General features: G+C 40.8%; 20 protein-coding genes and 1 pseudogene. 9 read left to right on the top strand and 12 right to left on the bottom strand.

The annotated features are described in order from the left end of the window. From ACMUMJ_RS14505 to ACMUMJ_RS14490, 4 genes and pseudogenes are all read right to left on the bottom strand, one after another. Positions 1-267 (bottom strand): annotated as a pseudogene (locus ACMUMJ_RS14505) (phosphoribosyltransferase); the annotation flags it as partial. Positions 268-293: 26 nt separating this feature from the next. Continuing rightward, positions 294-515: a KfrB domain-containing protein gene (locus ACMUMJ_RS14500; RefSeq protein WP_414679573.1), complete on the bottom strand. Its 222-nt coding sequence runs from the start codon at positions 513-515 to the stop codon at positions 294-296. Positions 516-656: 141 nt separating this feature from the next. Beyond that, positions 657-887 (bottom strand): hypothetical protein, encoded by a 231-nt coding sequence (locus ACMUMJ_RS14495; protein ID WP_414679572.1) that lies wholly within the window; start codon positions 885-887, stop codon positions 657-659. A gap of 273 nt (positions 888-1,160) precedes the next feature. Beyond that, positions 1,161-2,294: an OmpA family protein gene (locus ACMUMJ_RS14490; protein WP_414679571.1), complete on the bottom strand. Its 1,134-nt coding sequence runs from the start codon at positions 2,292-2,294 to the stop codon at positions 1,161-1,163. Positions 2,295-2,459: 165 nt separating this feature from the next. Here ACMUMJ_RS14490 and ACMUMJ_RS14485 point away from each other — a divergent pair, with 165 nt between their 5' ends. Next, positions 2,460-3,710, top strand: coding sequence for a tyrosine-type recombinase/integrase (locus tag ACMUMJ_RS14485; protein ID WP_414679570.1), 1,251 nt, complete (start codon positions 2,460-2,462; stop codon positions 3,708-3,710). Between the two features lie 393 nt (positions 3,711-4,103). Here the strand turns inward: ACMUMJ_RS14485 and ACMUMJ_RS14480 are convergent, their stop codons facing one another. The 3 genes from ACMUMJ_RS14480 to moaC are packed head-to-tail and all read right to left on the bottom strand — an operon-like array spanning position 4,104 to position 5,317. Next, positions 4,104-4,583 (bottom strand): molybdenum cofactor biosynthesis protein MoaE, encoded by a 480-nt coding sequence (locus tag ACMUMJ_RS14480; protein ID WP_414679569.1) that lies wholly within the window; start codon positions 4,581-4,583, stop codon positions 4,104-4,106. Between the two features lies 1 nt (position 4,584). Further along, complete coding sequence (locus ACMUMJ_RS14475; RefSeq protein WP_414679568.1) at positions 4,585-4,842, bottom strand: MoaD/ThiS family protein; 258 nt, start codon at positions 4,840-4,842, stop codon at positions 4,585-4,587. After that, complete coding sequence (gene moaC, locus ACMUMJ_RS14470) at positions 4,829-5,317, bottom strand: cyclic pyranopterin monophosphate synthase MoaC (RefSeq protein ID WP_414679567.1); 489 nt, start codon at positions 5,315-5,317, stop codon at positions 4,829-4,831. The genes ACMUMJ_RS14475 and moaC overlap by 14 nt, the downstream gene beginning before the upstream one ends. A gap of 166 nt (positions 5,318-5,483) precedes the next feature. Between moaC and ACMUMJ_RS14465 the strand changes: the two genes are divergently transcribed. Together ACMUMJ_RS14465 and trmJ are read left to right on the top strand one after the other, a co-directional pair. After that, positions 5,484-6,803 (top strand): J domain-containing protein, encoded by a 1,320-nt coding sequence (locus ACMUMJ_RS14465; RefSeq protein WP_414679566.1) that lies wholly within the window; start codon positions 5,484-5,486, stop codon positions 6,801-6,803. A gap of 19 nt (positions 6,804-6,822) precedes the next feature. Next, complete coding sequence (gene trmJ, locus ACMUMJ_RS14460; protein ID WP_414679565.1) at positions 6,823-7,560, top strand: tRNA (cytosine(32)/uridine(32)-2'-O)-methyltransferase TrmJ; 738 nt, start codon at positions 6,823-6,825, stop codon at positions 7,558-7,560. Positions 7,561-7,640: 80 nt separating this feature from the next. Here trmJ and ACMUMJ_RS14455 read toward each other — a convergent pair whose 3' ends face one another. Next, positions 7,641-8,786, bottom strand: a complete 1,146-nt coding sequence (locus tag ACMUMJ_RS14455; protein WP_414679564.1) for a M14 family metallopeptidase — start codon at positions 8,784-8,786, stop codon at positions 7,641-7,643. A gap of 40 nt (positions 8,787-8,826) precedes the next feature. On the opposite strand from ACMUMJ_RS14455, the gene ACMUMJ_RS14450 reads away from it, so the two are divergent. Continuing rightward, a complete protein-coding gene (locus tag ACMUMJ_RS14450; protein ID WP_414679563.1) occupies positions 8,827-9,342 on the top strand; it encodes a hypothetical protein in 516 nt (171 codons plus the stop codon). A gap of 74 nt (positions 9,343-9,416) precedes the next feature. Here the strand turns inward: ACMUMJ_RS14450 and ACMUMJ_RS14445 are convergent, their stop codons facing one another. From ACMUMJ_RS14445 to ACMUMJ_RS14430, 4 genes are read right to left on the bottom strand one after another with little or no spacing between them, the layout of a single operon-like run. Further along, a complete protein-coding gene (locus ACMUMJ_RS14445) occupies positions 9,417-12,182 on the bottom strand; it encodes a hsp70 family protein (RefSeq protein ID WP_414679562.1) in 2,766 nt (921 codons plus the stop codon). Beyond that, complete coding sequence (locus ACMUMJ_RS14440; protein WP_414679561.1) at positions 12,182-13,930, bottom strand: Hsp70 family protein; 1,749 nt, start codon at positions 13,928-13,930, stop codon at positions 12,182-12,184. The genes ACMUMJ_RS14445 and ACMUMJ_RS14440 overlap by 1 nt, the downstream gene beginning before the upstream one ends. 3 nt (positions 13,931-13,933) lie before the next feature. Next, positions 13,934-14,524, bottom strand: coding sequence for a DUF2760 domain-containing protein (locus tag ACMUMJ_RS14435; protein ID WP_414679560.1), 591 nt, complete (start codon positions 14,522-14,524; stop codon positions 13,934-13,936). A gap of 4 nt (positions 14,525-14,528) precedes the next feature. Beyond that, entirely contained in the window at positions 14,529-16,427 is a 1,899-nt protein-coding gene (locus tag ACMUMJ_RS14430; protein ID WP_414679559.1) for an ATP-binding cassette domain-containing protein, read from the bottom strand. A gap of 225 nt (positions 16,428-16,652) precedes the next feature. On the opposite strand from ACMUMJ_RS14430, the gene ACMUMJ_RS14425 reads away from it, so the two are divergent. The 5 genes from ACMUMJ_RS14425 (at position 16,653) to ACMUMJ_RS14405 (ending at position 23,089) form a co-directional block, all read left to right on the top strand. Continuing rightward, positions 16,653-17,753: an efflux RND transporter periplasmic adaptor subunit gene (locus ACMUMJ_RS14425; RefSeq protein WP_414679558.1), complete on the top strand. Its 1,101-nt coding sequence runs from the start codon at positions 16,653-16,655 to the stop codon at positions 17,751-17,753. 14 nt (positions 17,754-17,767) lie between these two features. Then, positions 17,768-20,956, top strand: a complete 3,189-nt coding sequence (locus ACMUMJ_RS14420; protein WP_414679557.1) for an efflux RND transporter permease subunit — start codon at positions 17,768-17,770, stop codon at positions 20,954-20,956. Positions 20,957-21,154: 198 nt separating this feature from the next. Then, positions 21,155-21,928: a motility protein A gene (locus ACMUMJ_RS14415; RefSeq protein WP_414679556.1), complete on the top strand. Its 774-nt coding sequence runs from the start codon at positions 21,155-21,157 to the stop codon at positions 21,926-21,928. Next, positions 21,928-22,707 (top strand): OmpA/MotB family protein, encoded by a 780-nt coding sequence (locus ACMUMJ_RS14410; protein WP_414679555.1) that lies wholly within the window; start codon positions 21,928-21,930, stop codon positions 22,705-22,707. Before ACMUMJ_RS14415 ends, ACMUMJ_RS14410 begins: the two co-directional genes overlap by 1 nt. Next, a complete protein-coding gene (locus ACMUMJ_RS14405; RefSeq protein ID WP_414679554.1) occupies positions 22,697-23,089 on the top strand; it encodes a PilZ domain-containing protein in 393 nt (130 codons plus the stop codon). The genes ACMUMJ_RS14410 and ACMUMJ_RS14405 overlap by 11 nt, the downstream gene beginning before the upstream one ends. Positions 23,090-23,126 lie beyond the last annotated feature (37 nt).

Genomic DNA, 23,126 nt, shown 5'->3' with positions numbered 1-23,126 from the left:
CATTGCCAACGGTATTTTATTGTTACCAGCCGCCTCAACAGCCAAAACCGGCAACACCAGGGGCTTGCCGTCCCCTATTTGCTCCCTAATCTTCCCTACCGTATCGTCGGTGAGAAGCCTATCTACTAGCTTGATGGCGACATGTCTGCCGCCAGACTTGGCCGCCTGATACTCGGGTTCGTTCTTCAACGACCCCAAATCACCATTCCTTATCACCTGTGGGAAGTCGCACCAAGGGGCACGCTCCCCGATTCCCAGCTTACTCAAAACACCTCCCGTTTTAGCCGCTAAAACTATCGGGAGCGTACTCTGCTAAGTTTGACGGCTGGGGCGACTAACGCTTTGCCTTGGGCGTCGTAGCTAATACTTTTTGCGCTCCCAATATCAGATACCATATCGAAATATGACTTTGAATGCACGACAAAGTTTTTGCCTATCTGCTGGTATATTTTGTTTTTATCAGCATGAACAATCATACCATCATTGCGCTGTGACTTATCGGCTGGCTTAGCCATGTAAAGATTTTATATACCAGGCTTCAAAGCTCCGGCTTTATCAACCCTCTTATTAGCCCATGCGCCACCCTGGATGGTTAAGCCATGTTTCTTCAAGGCTGTACATTCCACTGAGAACAGTTGTTGCAATGGTTTGCTGCCTCATAGTCGGTTTGCATAATCAACGTTTTGAAGTGCATTAGAAAGCTTGTCACCGTCAGTAAGCACAGATCTAGACGATGACGAGTCGCCAACATAAACACGAGAGGTAACATTGGTTTGATCGTTGTAGTTGTGACCGCTGTTTTGAGTAACACTACTATCATAAGTCGAGCTTGTATTAACTTCTGTAATAGTCATTGAAAAGAGTGACTTCACACAATTGACATTCATCCACTTTCCCGCCCCCCTCTCCCTCTTTTTTACCAGAAACATAAAAAAAGATAAAATAGATATTTTTTTTACTTTAATTATTTATATAGATTACTTTTCGTAACCTTTCCTCCTTATTTCTTAAACTTCTCTAAACATTAGTCACAAAAAAAGCGCGAACCAATATTGAATTAACTCTCAATAATTGGATCACGCTTTTATATGCGATTAAACCGACTGCTTTACTTTCTAACTAAATTAATCAGACAAACGGTCTTTCGCTTTCGTTAACCGTTATTTTGCAATCGTTTTCACTTGTGTTGAAACAACAGCAACCACTCTACGATTCATTTTTTTGTTTTCTTCCGTTATGTTGTCCATTAGAGGCTTAGACTCACCGTAACCAACAGCACTTACACGGTTGTTATCGATATTGAAGTCTTCTACTAATATTGTCGAAATCGCTGCCGCACGTTTTTCAGAAAGAGACTGATTGTAATCTGCTTTGCCTGAATCATCAGTGTAACCTTCAATCACAACATCTGTATCTGGGTATTGGCGTAGAAACGTCGCGACTGCTTCAATTTCACTATAATACTGTTTGTCGACAACATAAGAGTTACTTGCAAACTGCACATCTAAACGAGCACTGCGAGTTTCAACTAACTCGATATAACAGCCTTTCGAATCAACTTTAGAACCCATTGCGGAATCAGGGCAATCATCTAGTCGATTAATAACTCCATCCTTGTCATCATCTAATGCGCAACCAGTCAAATCAACAATGTCTTTCGCATGAGAATTTAAGCATTGATCTACTTCATCATTAATACCATCACGATCTGCATCAATAACGGCTTTTTGCACAACATCAGGTGTTGATACTGGTGCTACCGTTTTCTTCAAACCACCAAATGCGTAAAATAAACCAACAGACGTTGCTGTATCAATAAACTCGCCTTCCAAGCTGTCTATCACACGAATATCACCGCGTAATGCAAGATTTGAGTTTAGAGCGTATTTAATACCTGCACCGATATTAAAAAGTGCTTCGTCATCATCAACACTGTCTTTAAATTCAGTCATACCTAGACCGATCGCAAGGTAAGGCGTTAAATCACCTTGTGCTTCTAAGTGATACAATGCATCAAGACGTAATTGATTCAAATCAACATCAGTATCTAAAGACGTTTCCGTTGCGACATTTAACAAAGTCAGTTCAGCTGCCCAAGGGCTATCGAACTGGTAACCTAGGCCTATAGATAATAAAGTATCGTCTTCGATATCACGACTGCCAGCTAGATTGTAATGACCAACCATTGGCGATATGGTAAATCCTTCATCTGCAATGGTATTGTGTGCCGTTGTCATGGATGCAATAGCAGCCAATGTAGCGATAAATAGCTTTTTAGGTCGAAAAGCGGACATGTAAAAACTCCAATTTTTTTATGAATGTGTGGATTCCAGAAACTACCATTAAGTATCTATGTACGTATGATAATATAACTAGAATTATTATCGACAACTTTATTGAAACAATTAGTCTATTCCGACATTAATCTATGCATTTTCCTTATTTAGAAACATAACATTATGAAAGCCCCTCTTGCTTTAATTGACAATCTTGAATACTTGCCCAATCCGTTTACCCAATTTGAGGCGCATATACAAACATGCACAAGCATCACCCCTTTTATTGAAAAAGTGGATTACAAAAGAGACTACCAACTTGCCTTATGTTTTATTTATAGCTACAACGGTTCAAAGGCAACCTTTAATTCCTATCGTCGCGAAGTTGAAAGGCTATTGCTTTGGTCTTGGTATGTTAAATCCACGCCGACTACCTATTTAAGACGTAATGAAATAGAAGAGTTTATTCAATTTTGTATGTCTCCTCCTAATGAGTGGATTGGCACCAAAAATGTAGCTCGCTTTGCCAATACCCAAGGGCAAAGGAAACAAAATGATCAATGGCGCCCTTTTGTTAGCCATGTAAGTAAAATGAACTTTCGTAATGGCGACATACCCGCACAAAAAGACCATTCTCTATCTCAAGCGGCGATCAGAGCCACCTTCTCTATTTTGTCTTCATACTATGGCTTCTTAATGCAGGAAGATGCCACCCAGCAAAACCCAGTATCGCTAATTAGACAAAAGAGTAAATTTGTTAAAAAAGAAGTGACTCGTAAACAAGTTCGTCGAATATCAAATCTTCAATGGGATTACGTCATTGAAACGGCGGAAATTCTTGCGAATGAAGACCCGCTGATGCACGAACGCACTCTCTTTATCATGAATGCATTGCTAGGAATGTATTTGCGTATTTCAGAATTGGTGGCAGATGAACGATCTGCACCCGTAATGGGGAATTTTATTAAGGACGCTGACGGTAATTGGTGGTTAAAAGTACTGTCTAAAGGAAATAAAGAACGGCTCGTTGCGGTATCTGATGACATGTTGCAAGCACTGACTCGATACCGTCGATTTCGTGATTTACCCGATTTACCTACAGTCGCCGAGCCAACCCCTTTAATACCCAAAAATCGTGGCAGTGGCGCAATGACTAGCACTCGTCAGATTCGTAACCTAGTGCAGTTTTGCTTTGACTCCGCTTATGCTCGTATGTGTGAAGATGGAATGCAGCCCGATGCGGAAGACCTTAAAGTAGCAACCGTCCATTGGCTAAGGCATACAGGCATTTCAGAAGATGTTAAAATACGCCCCAAAGAACACGTCCGTGAAGACGCAGGACACGCGAGCATGGCAACAACGGATAAGTATATTGATACGGAATACAGGGAAAGACATGCAAGCAGTAAAAAGAAAAAAATACGTCCAGACTAATGCCTAAAATAAGGTATTTTACACAGCAGTTTTTGCTTTAAAGGATTTCCTATGGAACTCTGTATTACCGATAAAGACGGCCTCTTAAATTGAGTTGGTTGTGAGGGAGAGAAGTACAACCGATGAAAGACGTGTTCATATTTATCTTACAGGAAAAAAGCAAAGTCATTATCAAAAAGCATTGAAGATTCCCCACGCATTAGGATGCGCAACAGGGTTAACAGAGGCTACAACAATGGCTTTAATTTAAAAAATGGAAGCAATAAAAATCATGTTGTTATGAGGACACTTTAGACCTATTAAAATCAATAAGACAAAAGAATTCTATCAACTTATTGATTTATAGAAAGAATAGACCAAAATTAAAATGAGGAGAAATTAAGGATGGGGAGTTTAGATTGATTCCCAACGCTTGAGACTATCATGATCAGACTCTCTGGCATCAACCCACTGACTTCCCGTTGACGTGGTTTCTTTTTTCCAAAAGGCCGCTCGACTTTTCAGATAGTCCATAATGAAATCACACGCTAAAAATGCTTCTGTTCTGTGGGAGGAACTGACTCCTACAAAGACAATCTGATCATTAAGTGCCAACTTGCCATATCGATGTACCACGCACACCTCTAATAAAGGCCAGCGTTGGTTTGCTTCATCAATGATTTGCTGCAAGTTATGCTCTGTCATGCCAGCATAGTGCTCTAGTTCAAAGCAATGATTGGCAGTATCGATGTTTATAGAATCCCCCTTCACATTTTCACGAAACTCTCTTACCAAACCAACAAACATGACGACGGCACCCGCACGATTTTTCACTTGCAATTTTTCATACAAAGTTTGAACACAAAAGTCCGCTTCTTGTACCTGTAAAATCATATTAACCTCCTGTTACCGGAGGAAAGAAGGCGATCTCTTTAACCGTGTTAGGGTCAACTTTGCTACTGTCTCTGGCAAACTCATAATCAATAGAACATTGAATCCCCTCTTCAAATAGTGGATCAGGCTTATCCAGAATAGCATTCAACTTTTGCTTTATTTCTTCGATACTGGTTGGCCCTTGCAAGTCAATAAAAGCTTCGCTCTGACCTAATGATTCCTTTAAGGATGCAAAAAATACGATTTTAACTTGAGACATTTTCTTTACTCCAATCTCCGCTTTTTCCGCCGGTTTTACTTTCTAAACCCAGCTCTTTTATTATTATTCCTTTATCTACCGCTTTACACATATCATATAAAGTCAGTGCGGTAACTGATGCACCCGTTAATGCTTCCATCTCAACCCCTGTCTTTCCAGACAAAGAGCAAGTACATCTCACTTTTAGCTGAGTCGTTGAAATAACATCAATTTCAACTTTTACTTTAGTCAACATTAGTGGATGACACAATGGAATTAGATCGGCTGTCTTTTTACATGCTTGAATACCTGCAATTCTCGCTGTAGCCAAGACATCACCTTTAGGTAACCCGCCCTCAATGACTTTTGTTAAGGTTTCTGCTTTCATTTCAACAATGGCTACCGCGGTGGCCGTACGCTTACTGATTTCTTTATCAGACACATCCACCATATGAGCGTGACCTTGGCCGTCTAAATGAGTAAGATTATTTTTCATTAAGCTATCCTTTGTTCATTAAGGTAAATCAGGCATAATGTTTTTCTTTCCAAGAACACCATCTTAAAAAGGTCTCTTTTGGGAACGACATTTTAGTTGGCTTGGTGGTGAATTACCATCAAAGGCTTTCTTTTGACGACATACTTTTTGATATTGAATGGATTTTATGAGCTTAAGTGACGATTACAAGTTACTAGAATTAGCAACAACTGCCAATGAAGCACAAGCAAAGGCCTCTTACCGCCGTCTTGCGAAATTGTATCATCCTGATAAAAATCCAAATATAGACACCACAGAAACCTTTCAAAACCTTCAAGTAGCGTATCAAAATGTGTTAGGTGCCATTCGTCAGGGTATCATTGTCAAAGACTGGCAAGCCTATGACTTTAATACGCCTAAATACAATACAAAAACACAAAATACCGCCAACGATGACTTACAGCACGCTTATGTAAAAGAAAGACAAAGAGCGTACGATGAATTAAAGCGCAACTCTCAAAAACACGAGCAAGCACGTAAAAATGCCATTCGTGACGCACACAGTACCATCAATAAAAAGCGTGTTAAGAAAATGTATGAAGAGGCCTTTAAAGCATCCCAAGCAAGTGAGGCCTTTAAGCAATACACACAAACTACGGACATCCATTCATCGGCCGACCATCAAGTTGATGAATTTATTCGTCAATACCAACCAGACCCTCAATATAACAATAGCCATTCAAGCGACGCACCTTTAAATTCAGCTGAAAGAACATTTTTGGGCATCCATAATTCAGCACTGACATCGGCACTTAGAGCGCTAACCTATTTGATTTTTTTTGCTCTTGGCGTATACGGTACATTGTATTGGCAATCTGTTTATCCTGAAAAAACAGATGATAATGAGGATGTGATTGACTATATTTCAGGTCTCTACCCTCAATTAAGGCAAGGGATAAACTACACACTGACTTCTACACCGCTGTATTTATCTCCAGACCGTCAAGCTCCAAGCGATATTTTGGTGCCAGAAGGCGTTGATGTCATTGCTTCACAACTGACCGCATCCGATTGGGTGGCTATTCGATATCAAGATACGGCTGGATGGGTAGAGGCAAAAACACTTGGTTTTGGCTCAATTGAGCACGCTCAAGTTACTGGCTGCTATGGTTATCCGGGGCCAGCGCCGCTACATGGAGATGTATTTGGCGAACACACAGGCAACAGCCGACTACGAATCCTGAACTCTCTACCGTCTCAAAGTTTGCTTACGTTTGAGTCTTATGATGGTCACCCTTCTTTTTCTATCTTTTTGCACGCAGGGCAATCTTTTGCGGCAAACTTTATACCAAGAGGTGAATATCGCTTGGTATTACAAACAGGTTCCTTGTATCATCGCGCCTGTAATCAATTTCTATTTAATAAAAAAAGTAAAGTTTTTATGGATGGTACTCAATTTGCAAGTACCAGCGTTTCATTAACACTTTCTCAATCCTTTTCTCAATAAGCAGTAATAATTTTAGCCTATGTTAAGCAATATCCGAATTGTCCTAATTAATACTTTTCACCCCGGAAATGTTGGAGCGATTGCTCGAGCAATGAAAAACATGGGGTTAAGCAATCTTTATTTAGTCGATCCTAATGACTACCCTTCTGATGAAGCAACCAGTCGTGCAGCAGGTGCCGTGGATCTTCTTGAAAACGCCACCATTGTAAATACATTTGAAGAGGCGATTGGTGATTGCAGTCTGGTAATCGGCACTAGCGCTCGCCATAGAACGTTTCAGTTGCCTATTATGAATGCAAGGCAGTGCGGTGAAAATGTGGTAAAAGAAGCCATTAAACACGATGTAGCTATTGTATTTGGCCGTGAAAAAACAGGCTTATTAAACGAAGAGATCGCTCAGTGTCATCGTCAAGTGTATATCGATGCAAATGATGAATACCCAGTGCTAAATATTTCTCAAGCGGTACAGATAATCGCTTATGAAATTTGGATGGCGCACGCTCAAAATAAAAATAAGGTTCAAGGTGAGGTTGATTTACCAGAGTATCCTCTGAGAAATGAAATGGATTTATTCCATATTCATTTAGAAGAAACGCTGTATGATCTTAATTTCATTATTAAAAACCATCCAGGAAAGGTGCTGGATAAGTTGCAACGATTCTTTAACCGTTCCCGCCCTGAAAAAGGCGAATTAGGAATACTACGTGGAATTTTAGCCGCTATTCAGCGTGAAATTGGTAATAAAGACAGTAAGTGATGTTGGTTTAGCCAGTTACTTCTAGGTGACAATTGTCATATTTGTAACCTAGAAGTGATCGAATTAGGCGTTTTTGCCCCTTACTTCAGTAACTCACTGGTTACTATGTGATAAATGGGATACAAAGCATCCGCCCCAAGGATTTTAGAACGTTCCGGTGACCATCCCATTTCTTCATCCGGTAAAAGCTCATTATCTTTAAATGGCATTTCTAGTGTTAAAGACAAACAGTTGAATCGACCTCCCACCCAATTACTGGCAATTGACATGCTTTCGTTGCCAAATTGATTCGGAGCATAGCCTTTTTCAACTTGGAAATCTGGGTTCACAGCCAAATAGATGCCTTTAAAAATATTTTCTAATTGCTGCATACGATCATCAAAGAAAGGCGCACCTTCACAACCCGCAACAAAGTTAACAGGCAATTCTTCATCCCCATGAATGTCTAGGAATAAATCAACCCCCACCTCTTCCATTTTATGCTGCACACACAATACTTCAGGGCTAAACTCTTTTGTGGCTTTGTCCCACTCTCGGTTTAAATTAATGCCTTTTGAATTTACCCGTAAATTTCCATGAACCGCACCATCAGGGTTCATATTCGGAACAATATAAAAACGACATTGGTTTAACAAGGATTTAGACAATGGGTGAGCTTCATCAAGCAATCGCTCTAACAAACCTTCAATAAACCATTCAGCCATGGTTTCACCGGGATGTTGACGAGCGGTAATCCAAATGTTTTTTGCTAAGCCTTGCGTTTTACTGATTTCCAATAAGGTAATGTCTCTGCCTTCTGCTGTTTCCCCTAAATGATCGGTGACACAATCTTCCGTACTGGCCGCCCAAGCAATCATATCCTGATGGCGCTCATCGCTATAAGGCGCAAAATACGCATAGTAAATACTGTCTTGCTCTGGTTCATGGGAAATAATCAGGCTGCCATCTTTATATTCTGTTGGCACTCGGAACCAATGCTCTCTATCATAAGATGCAACGGCTTGGTAACCATCCCAAGCCGTTGGATACGCCGCTTGATCCGCATTGACTAAATGTATATGGCACTGTTGTTCCATGCCACCTTGTAGGCGAAAATAAAACCATTGAAGAAATTTTGAGTTTGTATCATTAGGAATTTTAACTCTAATATTATCAGGCTCATTGGCTTCAATTACGGTAATATTACCCCCATCGAATGCACTACTGATTCTAATACGGCTAGTCATTCTTACTTCCTTTACTTTAATGCAGAATGTAACTTAATTTATGTCAAGTTTACCTATATTTATTACCACTGTCGCTAACTCTTCCGACGAGCCTATGTTCCCTATTTTATTTACTTGGTCTACACCCGACGCGCAAATAAAAGAGGTATTGGTGATTCCCGATGATGATTGGCTAGAAAGCGCAAACATTGAAAGTAATGTCCTCAATATCGATGAAAGCCAACTGTATGAATTTGGCTATGAAGCCAGTGACATCCTGTCTGAATGGATCAATGAGCTGGATACCGACGAGGTCATTGCTTTTGATCCTGAATTAGCGTCTCAACTTATTGAAACCACATACGACTGCAAAGGTTTAGAGCCGTCTTTTGAAGTGATTTCAGCACACGATTGGTTCCAGCAGAGGGATGTCAATTTAGAAGAGGAATTTGGAACGTTTGACTTGGCTATGCCTCCCCACCTCTTACCACCTGATGAGCTCATCGCTGCATTATTACAAATTGCCTATAATAACGGCTTAGTCGAAATTCATGTTGGTGATCATCCTAGCGACTGATTCATATGAATTTTTTAGCAGCGGCACAGTGTTAATACAAATGTGCCACTGCTAAAAGCATCGTCTACTTGTGATTAACGTGCTTTTAAGCTAATGCCAATGGGTAAAGCTTCGCCGACAAAATCGTTCATATCAGCGTCACTGTCATTTAATTGCTCTTCCAAGCGTGCAATCCAATGAGACGGACACTTATCTTTTACTAATTTCTTCAATACTAATGCTTTCTTTTCAAGTAAGCTTGTTGAGCTACTGTCATTTAGTTGCGACATTAATACCGCCGCCAAACCTGCTTGCTTACGCTTCTTCCAATCTTCTTTCAAACAAACCGTGAGATAATCTGCGACAAGATCGTCATGCAGACAATCTTCATTATTGGCATACAGCATTTTTCGATTAGCAAGACGCCCTATTGTCCACCATGCGGTATCAGGTTCTGCTGATTTGCTTAAACGTTTCAGCAATACATCGCTTACTTGTTTTTTATCGTCAAGAGAAAGATATTCAAGTCCACCGACCAAACGAATGAGGTCGTCACCTGCTCTTGTTTTTAATTGCTTTTGTTTCTCTCGCGAGCGCTGTGCACTTGGGGAATAAAAACCATTAAAAAACGCCAATAAGTGACTTTGTTTTTCCGCTGACAGTCCACCAGCGATGCGCCTCCAACTGGTCCAATATTGACTCCAAACCGAATTATCATCATTGTGTGGCTTATTGCCGAGAATGTTTGACATTTGCACAACACGGGAGTCGTCATTTTCAAACCCATATCCTGGACGCAAACAAAAGCCCGTTAGCATGAGCCATTGCCTTTCATGGGTAACACTCTTTATTCTTCCTGTTTTCAAACTCAACAACTTATCCGCCAATGCTCTAGACGTGGCTAAATTCCAATTGTCTCTCGTGCCCAAAACGGCTTCTAGGGTATTGCGCAGGTTTTTTATGTCATCTTGCTTTTGTTTAGTGGCTTTGGAAAAACAATTTACCAATATTTCTTCGGCTTCACCCAATGCAACATGAACCTGCTGAATGGCCTCTTTTGCTTCAGCAGCCTGTTCAGTTTGAAATTGATTAAACTGTAAAAACCACTGCTGTGATTGATCAATGGTTTCCAGGCGTACTTTGAGTGTGCCTACCTCTGTGAGTTGTGAAGACAAGCGCACATCAACAAGGTTTGCTTGAGACTGATCACTGCTATGCTCTAAAGATCGGTCTTCAAGGGTCACACTCAAATTCGATATATAGTGCAACCCTTGGGTTGACTCTAATAAATGCTCTTTTTCAACAATTAGCCGATCATCTGAGCGGTACAATGGAAATTGCACTGCTGTCCCCAATAGCACAGAAAATGTTTCGGACAAATTCACGTCCACACCGCGAGGATGGCCTTTAGGTAAAATGCACATTGATTTGCCGTTCGACATTTCTAAAAACAATGAGTGTGCCGACCCACTTTCAATTTTTGTTGATGCATTCACTAAGCCATAAGCGTAGTAAGCAGCACCTTCAGCAACAGACGTATCCGGTTGATTGCCTTGACAGATATAAAGGTCGCCACCACACCAAGTAGCTAGCTGCTCTAGAATTCTGCCTTTAATTTTATGACTATTAAACAGTCCACCATTAAACAAAACCGCATCGGGTAGCTCTTGACCACAATGCTGCTTTATTTCAGCTGCATGCTCCATTAAGAATCGTGCTAAATGAGCATGAATTGACGGATCGTATTCATAAGGTAAATTCAGCGATTGCACACCGTATTGAGATTGTTTTAATGGTGTCTCAATATCAATGATAGGGAAGAAACCTTGTTCAATTTGTTCTACCAAAGGCGCCCGATCAACAAGGAATTTTTGACTCCCTCCGATCAACTTACGGCCAGCACCAAGAATGGTAATGTTCATGGAGTCAGGCGCGTCTTCGCCCAACAAGGTTTCTTTTGCAATACGCGTTTGCTGAACCAATGCCGCTAGTCGAGTACTAGACAGTTCTGCAATTTTTTTAGTATCTAATTGAAAAGCTAATGCCTGATCAATATTATCCCCACCCAATAAAAGGTGTTCGCCTACGGCAATACGCTTTAGATGCAATTTATTTGAAGCAGCAGATGGATTTGAAATGGCAGAGTCAGTGCCTAAAGAAGTGACGTCATTGATCGAGACCAGACTGAAATCCGTTGTTCCACCACCAATATCAATGACTAGAAGCATTTTACGAGAGGCTAACTCTTTAACGTTCTCTTCTTTGGCAATCCAGTTATAGCAAGCCGCTTGCGGCTCTTCCAGCAGGAATAAATCATGTAAGCCATTTTTTTCTGCCGCTTCGAGCGTCAAAGAGCGTGCTTCTTCATCAAACGATGCAGGCAGTGTTAACGCGACTTTTTGCTCTGTCAGTAGATAATCAGGAAACGCATGATTCCATGCTTGGGTAATGTGATCAAGAATAATAACTGTCGCATCAAATGGCGACAATTTACGCTCGAAGTCACTGCCCCAAGGAAGAATTGGCTCACGTCTGTTTACTCGATTAAAACTTAACCAACTCTTTGTGCTTTGAACCAATTGTCCAGAACGCTTCTGTCCATACTGCAACGCACCATTACCAACGATTTTATCAGCGTATTGTGTTTTCCAAGGCAGAGTTGCCTGTAATTTAGCTGCTTCATCCTTAGCCAGTACATAAATCGAGCTCGGTAAATGCGTAAAAGTTTGAACCGACCCATCCTGCATACATTGAGGAATGTCCAATATATAGGATTGGGTCGATTTCAAATCATTATCTATATAAGAAACAACGCAATTTGTCGTTCCTAAATCAATACCAACAAAATACCGAGCGCTCATTACGATTCCCTAACTTGATATTCTAACGTCCATATTAAATCAGATTGCGTATCACACGCCTGGATCAACAGAATACCAAGATCCGATACTTTTGCGGTTAAAACAACTCGAACTGATTCGCCAAATTTATAGTGGCCTTCGAAAAGTCGGATGCGGATCGGGGACAGTTCCGTTAGGCTAGCAATACCGAAGGAAGAAACAACCGACCCCACATTTTGAGCGTCAGATTGATTCGATTGGAAAAAACGAAACTGCACTTCCTCACCAACAACCAAAGAAAACTCACTTGGTAAGATAGCCTCTTCACCACCTTCTTCTAAACCAAATGGCGCAACACAAATAGCATCCATTGGTGCTGGCATTCCTGGTATCGCTGGCATTGGGCTTTCAACACCAATGTAGTAATTCGCAGCCAAACCACTTTTTACTTTTATTCCGCCTTGTGCGTTAATTTGAGCAAAATAGCTCGCGCCTTTAGCCACGGCAAAATCAAGATGTGATGGTGTCAACATAATAACGTCTGTCGTATTGAGCAAATTCGCCAGTTGAGTACGCAATGTTTCGGTAATAACAGGAGAATTAAACACACCGCCATTCAATAATATTTTATTTGGTATCGATTGATTGACAGACAAAAACTCACTGATGTGTCTTGTTATCGCAGGGTCTGTCTCATACTCTAGATTTAAAGTACGAATACCACTGCGAGTGGTTTTTTGTGCTCGCTCGCCCATCGCCACCTGAGGGAAAAAGCCATTTAATATTAACTGGTTAACTTCTTCTTTGAACAAGGTGCTTTTGATTGTGTTGGCAAACAAACTACGACCACGATCAGGCACAACAACAGAGGCTTCTGTCATATCACCATGCTGTAACAAGGATTCTTTTGCTGTACGACACGCTTGAGTCAAAGCAGAAATTTGCCAAGCTTCAAGTTGTGTACCTTCTTGAGCGAGTTTACCAGCAATATGGTAAGTCAATGCCATATCCATGTTGTCACCACCCAATAGAATATGACGACCAACAGCAATACGTTCTAATTGGAGGTTGCCGTCAATATCCGTTACTTGGATTAATGACAAATCCGTTGTACCGCCGCCTACATCGATAACCAAAACTTGATCATCAACATCTAAGGTATTGGTCCACTTTTCTTGCTCGGATAGCCACGCATAAAAAGCGGCTAATGGCTCTTCGATGAGTTTTGCATTAAGACCAATGGTCGCTGCTGCTTTTTCTGTCATAGTGCGAGCAGCAGGGTCAAATGAGGCAGGAACGGTTATAACAACATTTTGTTGCTGAATTGGATAATCAGGAAAATGGCTATTCCACGCATTTGATAAATACGTTAATAACTGCTCCGTTACTTGAGACGGTGATAGCTTTGTCACTTCCTCCAATGCATCAATCGGCAGTACATGCTCTTCTGCACCAACGGTCGCATGACAAAGCCAACTTTTCGCGCTTTGCACTAATCGCCCAGACGACTTCGCACCTAACTCTCGTGCTAATTGGCCGATAATCAACGGACTATCACCCCACGGCAATACTAAGTCACTTTGTAGAAACTCCGTCTCATGCGGGCTATAAATAAACGACGGCAGTAAAGGTAATTCCGAAACCTGTCCAGGAGCAATTAATTGAGGAATGGCAAAAGAGCGTATTTCACCTTGAGTTAAACTGTCAGACGCATAAAAAACGGCTGAATGCGTTGTACCCAAATCAATACCTATAAAAATTTGTTCCATGTTTTAAACCTCTACTTCAGCAGGAGCCAAGACAGATAAAGAGTCAGTATTAGTAACTTGGGGAAGTTTGATATTAGAGACCTGCCATCCAGCATGAATCAGCACACCATTAAATGGACCTTTGCCTTCAACGCGCCCTTCCAACTTATATTCTTTTGGATTGTAATCACTGTCGATTGTTATTTTTTGCCCTTCTTCTATAGAGCTAACAGGTGTCACATCAAAAAATTGCTTAAGCGTTTTCGAGCAGCCCTTATGAATCTGACGGGAGGCTGCACCAACCTCTTCATCAGAATAGCTTTCTATAGGTTCCTGAAGGAAATCGATTAAACGCGCTTCTTGTTGAAAGAGCTGAAGTAACTGCAACGCACCATCGGAATTAACCGTGGTTAAGGTTGGCGCAGCAACTTCACGTATCACTTCAACTTCTTCGTACACTACTTTTGGTTCTACTTCACTTTCAAAGCGTTGGCCTTTGGCAACCAGTTTGCATCGAGCAGCGTAATCACCATTACCCAAATAGCTAAAAAACTGGCCGAAAGCACCAAAAAAACGTGGTACAAAACCTATTGGATTAATTTTGTTCGTCATCATATTATTATCCGTTTTGCATTTCTTCTAATTCTAACCAACGCTCCATCATAGCTTCTAGCGCCGATTCTACGTCAGCCATTTCAGACAAAGACTTCTGTACAATATCTTGAGGCTGAGAATAAAAGCTGTCGTCTGATACAATGCTTTGTACTCGCTCAACATTTGCCTCTAACTTAGCAATGGTCTCTGGCATCGTATCTAGCTCACGTTGCAATTTATAGCTCAGCTTACTTTTAACTTTTTGGGGCGTTACTTCTTTTTTAACTTCTTTCTTAACGGGCTCTTTCTCTAATTCTGGCGTCATGCTTTCAACGGCAAATTTGCCTCCTTGACGCAACCAATCATTATAACCACCAACGTATTCTTGAACGCTTCCAGCTCCTTCAAAAGCAATAACACTGGTTACAACATTATCTAAGAAAGCACGGTCATGACTAACCAGTAATAAAGTACCGTCGTAATTCATGAGTAGCTCTTCTAAAAGCTCAAGCGTTTCAACGTCCAAATCGTTTGTTGGCTCATCCATCACCAATAAATTTGCTGGTTTAGTGAAGAGCTTCGCTAACAGCACTCGGTTACGTTCACCACCTGAAAGCGCTTTAATCGGTGTTCTTGCCCGCTCTGGTGGAAACAAGAATTCACCTAAATAACCAATGATGTGTTTATTCTGCCCATTTATTTCAATAACGTCTTTGCCCTCACCGACGTTTTCAGCCACGGTTTGTTCAGGGTCAAGCTGTTCTCTTAATTGGTCAAAGTACGCAATGTTTAATTTTGTCCCTTGGCGTACGGATCCTGAATCGGGTTGTAACTGCCCCAATAGAATTTTTAAGAAGGTACTTTTGCCACAACCATTTGGCCCGACTAACCCAATACGATCACCACGAGAAACCACTAAGTCCATTGGCTGTAAAATCACGTTATCTTCAAAGTGATGAGCAACTTGAGTAAATTCAGCAACCAACTTTCCAGATTTCTCTTTTGTTTCGATCGACATCTTCGCTTTCCCTTGCACGGAAATGCGTTCTGAACGCTCTTCTCGTAATGCTTTAAGCGCTCTTACTCGGCCTTCGTTACGGGTGCGTCGAGCTTTAATCCCCTGACGAATCCATACTTCTTCTTCTGCTAGACGCTTATCAAACAAAGCATTTGCTCTTTCTTCTTCTTCAAGCAATTTTTCTCTGAATTCAAGGAATGCATGTATATTGCCAGTAAAAGACAGCAAGTTACCACGATCCAATTCAATAATGCGATTCGCAAGTTGTTCAAGGAAACGCCTATCATGAGTAATAAACAGTATAAGGCCACGATATTGTTGTAATTGTTTCTCCATCCACTCGATTGTTGGTACGTCAAGATGGTTAGTCGGCTCGTCTAGCAATAAAATATCCGGCTCTGATAACAATGCTTGAGCTAAAATAACACGACGTCTCCAGCCACCTGACAGCTCAGACATTTTTTTGTCAGCTGGTAAATCAAGACGTTGAATCATTTTTAGTACTTTTTGTTCAAGGTCCCATCCTTGAATCTGATCCAATGTATGTTGGATATCGCTTAATTCATTACTGTAGTCATTTTCAAAATCTTCCAGAAGCAAGTAATAACGAGTCAGTAAAGCATGGGCTTGAGGAGAGCCTTCACTGACGACATCACGTACCAATTTGTCATTTGCACTTGGCAATTCCTGAGGCAGCTGTGCGACCTTCATCCCACCTTCTATTCGAATCACACCTTCATCAGGAATAACTTCACCAGAAATGGTTTTTAGTAATGTTGATTTGCCTGCGCCGTTACGCCCAATGATTGCAATTCTTTCTCCAGCATTAGCTGAAAAGCTGATTTTCGAAAGCAATGGATTGTGACCAAATGCCACAGAGACTTGTTCAAGTGATAGCAAGCTCATAATTGACCTAAATTAAGTGGGTAAATTTAAAGTCGCATAATATAGCACCTATACGTTAGAAGGTTTAGAGAATAACTCGCAGACTAGAGAAAAAAACTCAATGTTTTCAGCATTAAAATGACTTTTTTATCTGCCCGAACAACCTTTTATCGTTTCTCTATACCGTTTTCAAATCGAAAGCAGTAAACTAACTGAATGTGCTTTTTTATATCATGGAGTCGCAAAATGGAGTTGAAGAGTAAAATCGGACCAATTACTGCGGTCGTTATAACAGGTGTTACTGTGTTGTGGATGGTCTCAGGAGGAAATGGCATTACCGTTGCTCAGGCAGATACTCCAGAAACACAATCAACAGAAACAGATATTAACGCAATTGCAAGCGAAACTAAGACAATCAAGAAAGTTCAAGCCAAAACGCTGATGGCATCAAACATTGCCGCAAACCTGAATCTAAGTGGCACAACGCATGCCAGCGACACGTTGAAGCTTCTGTCAGGCATTGCCGGAAAAGTCAGTAACATTTACTTTGATAAAGGAGATTTTGTTGAAAAAGGCAGTGTCATTTTAAAAATAGACACGCGATCCTTACAATCAGACATAGTACAAGCAAAAACCCTGTTAGATCAAAAATCTTTGGAACTAACTGGTGCTAAACAATTAGTTAGTCAAAAACTTACCTCTGCCGTGGCTTTAGCATCTGCAAAAACAGAAGTCGCTCAAGCAAAAGCCAACTTAAAAAGGCTTCAAATAGAGCTGGAAAATGCCAGTTTAATTGCCCCTTTTTCTGGCATCCTTAATACGTTAGATGTTACGGAAACGCAATTACTGCAAGCAGGCGCATCAGTTGGTGAGCTTGTTGCGATAGACCCTCTTATCATTAGCACGAATGTGCCTCAAAAAGAAGCCAGCAAAATCAGCCTTGGTGTTAATGCCACCATTTCCATTAATGGAGAACAGATTGCGGGGAATATCAATTACATTAACTCTGTTGCAGATACAGGAACAAGATCCATTAACGTTGAAGTCGAAGTGCCAAATGCTAACAACAGAATACCAGCAGGCATTACTACGGAGGTGATGCTTTCTCTATCTGAACAAATGGCACACGGTTTCTCGCCAGCGCTACTCACATTAGATGACAACGGCCATACAGCCATAAAAACCCTCGATATTGATAACAAAGTAACACTGTCTCCTGTGACTATCATCAAATCAACACGAGAAAACGTATGGGTTACTGGTCTACCTAAAAACATCAACATCATTACTGTTGGTCAGGGCTTTACCGAAGTGGGTGACATTGTTGACGCCACTTTCGTTAACTAAAGGAGAATCAGTCTGTGCAAAGTTTAATTGAAGCGGCTTTATCACGTTCACGCACCGTATTGATGTTTTTTACATTAATTCTCGTTGCCGGCGTTGTCTCTTATATAGAAATCGCTAAAGAAAATAACCCTGATATCACTATTCCAAAGGTTTATGTCTCTGTAGGCTTAGAAGGAATTTCACCGGAAGATGCAGACAGCCTATTAGTTAACCCCTTAGAAAAAGAGCTAAAAAGTTTAGAAGGTCTAAAACAAATAAGTTCAACCGCGTCAGAAGGCCATGCCTCTGTCGCACTTGAATTCGAGTCTGGCACAGACATAGATCAAGCCATTATTGATGCGCAAGACAAAGTAGATCGCGCAAAAAGCGAACTGCCTGATGACGCGGATGAACCAACAGTAACGGAAGTAAATTTCTCTACTTTTCCTGTGTTGCGCGTTAGCTTATCTGGCAACGTTGATTTTGCAGTACTGAGTAATATAGCGGAAAAATTACAAGATTCCATTGAAGCCGTAAATGGTGTCTTAGAAGCGTCTATTAATGGAGACAGAGATCAGCAAGCAGAAATCATTATTAGCCCTGCTCAGCTTGAAACCTACAACTTGTCACTTGGTGAGGTCGTTAGCCTAGTATCGCAAAATAACAAATTAGTCGCTGCTGGAACAATGGATACAGGCTCTGGACGTTTCCCACTAAAAGTTCCGGGGTTGTTAAAGACAGAAGAAGACATTTTAAACCTGCCAATAAAAGTAGTGGGTGATGATGTTGTTCTTATGAGAGACATCGCTTCTGGCCAACTTACGTTTAAAGAAGCAACCAGCTACGCCCGTGTTGGTGGGGTAAACAGTATCACTATGGGCGTATCAAAACGTATTGGTGCTAACATTATTGAAACCATCACCGAAGTAAAGAAAACCATCGAGAAAGAAAGCGCGTCTTGGCCTGATGGCGTTCTTTATAGCCTATCTCAAGATGAGTCCATTCAAATTGAAACGTCTCTTAATGACTTGTTTAATAATGTTGTGACATCCACGCTATTGGTTATGATCGTTATCGTTGCTGCTTTAGGTATTCGTAGCTCGATTCTAGTCGGCCTTGCCATTCCCGGAGCATTTCTTACGGGAATTTTAATTCTCAACTTTCAAGGCTTCACACTCAATATGGTCGTGTTGTTTTCCTTAATTTTAAGTGTCGGCATGTTAGTGGATGGGGCCATTGTTGTTACTGAATACGCCGATAGAAAGCTGGCCGAGGGCGCATCTAAACGTCAAGCTTACTCTGAAGCCGCAAAACGCATGGCATGGCCAATTACGGCCTCCACAGCAACAACGCTCGCGGTATTTATGCCATTGCTTTTCTGGCCTGATATTGTTGGTGAGTTTATGCGCTATATGCCAATTACGATTATAGCGACTCTCACATCGTCTCTTGTAATGGCATTGATCGTTCTACCAACTATAGGCTCTCTTATTGGTAAAAAAGGTGCGTATACCCCAGAAAAAATGCAAACACTGCAACTTACTGAAACAGGTGATTTGAAGAAATTAAAAGGATTTACAGGTGCTTATACACGAATTCTAACCGCACTGATTGAATACCCATGGTTTGTTCTGATTTTTGCAATCACCCTATTAATAAGCACGCTTGCTATTTACTGGTCACTTGGTAAAGGTGTTGAGTTCTTTCCAGACATCGAGCCTGAAGTCGCTATGCTAGATGTCCGTGCCCGTGGAGATTTATCTTTAGATGAAAAGGACAAATTGGTTAGGCAGGTTGAGGCTCTGATTGTTAACAAAGGAGAGCTTAAAACCGTAATAGCAACGACTTATAATTCTCCTGGCAATGACGGCACACCCGATAGCATTGGCAATATCACTATGGAGTTTGCTGATTGGTATGCTCGTCGCTCTGCAAAAGACATTCTCGCAGAAATTCGAGAACAAGCAGAAATCATACCTGGTATTATTGTCGAGTCTGAAGTACAACAGGGTGGACCACAATCTGGTGCCGATATCCAACTTGAGTTGAGCTCCGACTACAGTGCTGCACTTAATGCTACGGCAGATTCAATTACTAAGCGGTTATTACAGCACGATGAAATCGTCTCTATTAATGATAACCGCTCTCCTCCGGGAATTGAATGGCAAATTAACATCGATCGAGTTCAAGCTAGCCGTTACGGTGTCGACATCACCACATTAGGTAACATAATCAAGTTGGTGACGAATGGGATTGTTCTAAGTGACTTCTTACCTGAAGGCGCTGATGACCAGATCGACATTATGCTGCGTTATCCCATTAACAAGCGTTCAATGGATCAATTGGATACCTTAACCATTCCTACTCAAAATGGCCCAGTCTCTATTAGTAATTTTATTACTCGTAAGGCGGCACCAAAACAAGGAGTGATCAACCGAGTTGAAGGTAAAAAAACCATTAGCATTAATGCGGATGTCAAAGATGGTCTTGTGGTCGACGAAGTTATTAAAGCGATTACCCTTGAGATTGAAGAACAAGGGATGCCGAATGAAGTGAGTTACCAATTTCGTGGAAACACGGAAGATCAACAAAATTCTGAGATATTTTTAATAAAAGCCTTTGGCGTGGCATTCTTCATCATGGCCATTATTTTGGTTACTCAGTTCAACAACTTCTTCCAGTGTTTGTTAATCTTAAGTGCTGTTATATTCTCTACGATGGGCGTATTTATAGGCTTGCTCATTAAAGGTGAACCCTTTGGTATTGTCATGAATGGCGTTGGTATCATTGCCCTTGCGGGTATCGTGGTGAATAACAACATCGTCTTGATTGACACATTTAATACCCTTCGAAGAATGGGAATGTCTGTCAGAGAATCCGCTATTCGTACAGGCGCGCAGAGGTTGCGCCCCGTCATTCTTACAACGGTGACGACTATTTTAGGATTGGTTCCAATGGTGTTCCAGCTTAATATAGACCTTATGCATCAAGCGATCAGTATTGGTGCACCTTCGGCTCAATGGTGGACTCAATTATCAACAGCCATTGCTGGTGGGTTGGCTTTCGCAACACCTTTAACTCTCATCTTAACACCATGCTTATTGGTGTTAGGTTACAGAAGAGCAGAAAAAAAATCACAATTAGCAAGTGCGGTTGGTTACAATAATAAACTTTCAGACAAGCCCAACACTATAGAGGGAACTCAAGAAAATACACTGGCATAGCACGGCCATCCATTGTCAATTCACAGTAGCCCTAGAAAAATATTTCGTATATTTTCCTAGGGCGTTTCTATACTTCTTAAAATATCCTTTTGTCAGTTTTTTTACATTAATCCATCAAAAAATCTTTATAAAATGTTATATTGTTTGAAATTAATTTAATAACCACTGTATTTCTTTTCTATTTAGGTGAATTAACTAATGGATTTCGCATCATTTGTTGGCATTATCACTGGCCTATTTCTTATTTTATCCGCTATCTTTTTAGGTAGTAGCGATATGTCTATATTCGTTAACATTCCAGGAATGATGATTGTTATAGGTGGAACGATAGCGGCGACACTGGTCACCTTTCAATTTAAAGACACCATGTCCGCCCTAAGAGCTTCAATCATAATTTTCACTCAAGACAAACAGAACCCTCAAGCAATGATTGCGACTATGCTACAGCTTACTAAAGTAGCTCGCCGTGAAGGCTTGATTGCTTTAAGCCGTGTAGAAGCCGACTCACCATTTTTACAGCGTGCACTCGCTATGGCATCAGATGCCTCTGATGAAACTTACATTCGAAACACATTACAAGCCGACATTGACTCTTTAAAAATGCGCCATTATGTTATTCAAGACGTATTTAAAAAGATGGGGACCTATGCTCCCGCATTTGGAATGCTAGGGACGTTAATCGGTTTGATACAGATGCTTTCTCAGTTAGACAACCCCGACACCATTGGCCCATCAATGGCCGTCGCGCTTTTGACCACATTTTACGGATCTTTCCTTGCCACTATTTTTTTCCAACCTATAGCAGGGAAGTTAAAAGCAAGAACCATTCTTGAAATACAAACACTTGAAATTATTCGTGATGGCACCGTAAGTTTACTAGGTAGTAATAACTATCTAGCCGTTTATGAAAGACTTTCTTCTTACGTTCCTGCTCATCAAAGGAAACCGGCTGGCATTGGAGCAGAAGAATAATGAGTGATCCTTTATTTGAAGAAGATGAAGTTCCTACTTGGATATTTACTTTTGCAGATTTAATGTCTCTCTTATTAGTATTTTTTATATTAATGTACAGTCTGTCTAAAATGACAGAAACCACCTTAGAAGCCGCACTTTCTTCTATCCAAATAGCACTTTCAAGCAACGGTGCCAATATTAACCAATCACCTCGCTTTTACTCCGGTGGAGGCAGCCAAACCATTGCTCCAGAGACGCCTCAACTCGCAGACAATCAAGACCTTACCTTTTCTGAGGAACCCATTGACACAGAAGAAAGAGAGCAAGTAAACGAAATTGCAAATGACATTGCTAATAAAATGATTTCTTCCAATTTATCAAATGTCGTTTCGGTATTTGAAGATGGAGAAAAAATAACCATACGAGTAGACGGACAAACGTTATTTGAATCGGGTGAAGCTCAACTTTCCTATGAAGCAGAATTCATTTTTAATAAACTCATTGATATTTTCAATCGCTACCCTGAATACTCCATAAGCATCCAAGGACATACTGACAACATCCCAATAAATACCGTTAGGTACCCTAGTAACTGGGAGCTATCCGCCATACGCGCAACCACCGCCCTACGCTATTTTTTAGACGCTGGCTTTCGGCCAGAAAGAATGACGGCTACCGGATACGCTGACAGCATCCCTCTTGTACGTAACGATTCATCAGAAAATCGAGCGGTTAATAGACGCGCTGAATTTGTTTTGCAAAAATCCCCAGATTTACAAAAACTCTATGGCAATTAATCCGATTCTATTTTCGACCCAAAATCGAAGAATGGCATTCAGACAGCCTCTCAGCAACAATGAGTTCTCTGTACTCTATCAAGCACAGCTTATTCAATGCCTAAATATCAGCATTCAAGGCTGCCAAATTGAGTATAATTCAGATTTAGCAAAAGAAACAATTGCCACCTTCCAACTACGTTATGGAATCAATGTATCTAGCGATATTCAAGCAAAAATCATCCGAATAGAAAATAATAAAATCGCCTTACATTTTATTAGAATAGAAAGTGATATAAGAACGGCTATTGAAGAATATCTACTCGAAATACAAAAGAACGAACTTAGATTAAAAAAAGAAGAAAAAATGAAAGAAAACGAAAAAATATTACTAAGAACATGAAATGCCCTTAATATAAAATAAGAAATTATGGAACAAA

The organism is Marinomonas phycocola (assembly GCF_047525455.1).
Taxonomy (GTDB): domain Bacteria; phylum Pseudomonadota; class Gammaproteobacteria; order Pseudomonadales; family Marinomonadaceae; genus Marinomonas.
Note: the sequence above shows the minus strand (reverse complement) of the source record. Positions and strands in the feature narration are given on the sequence as shown.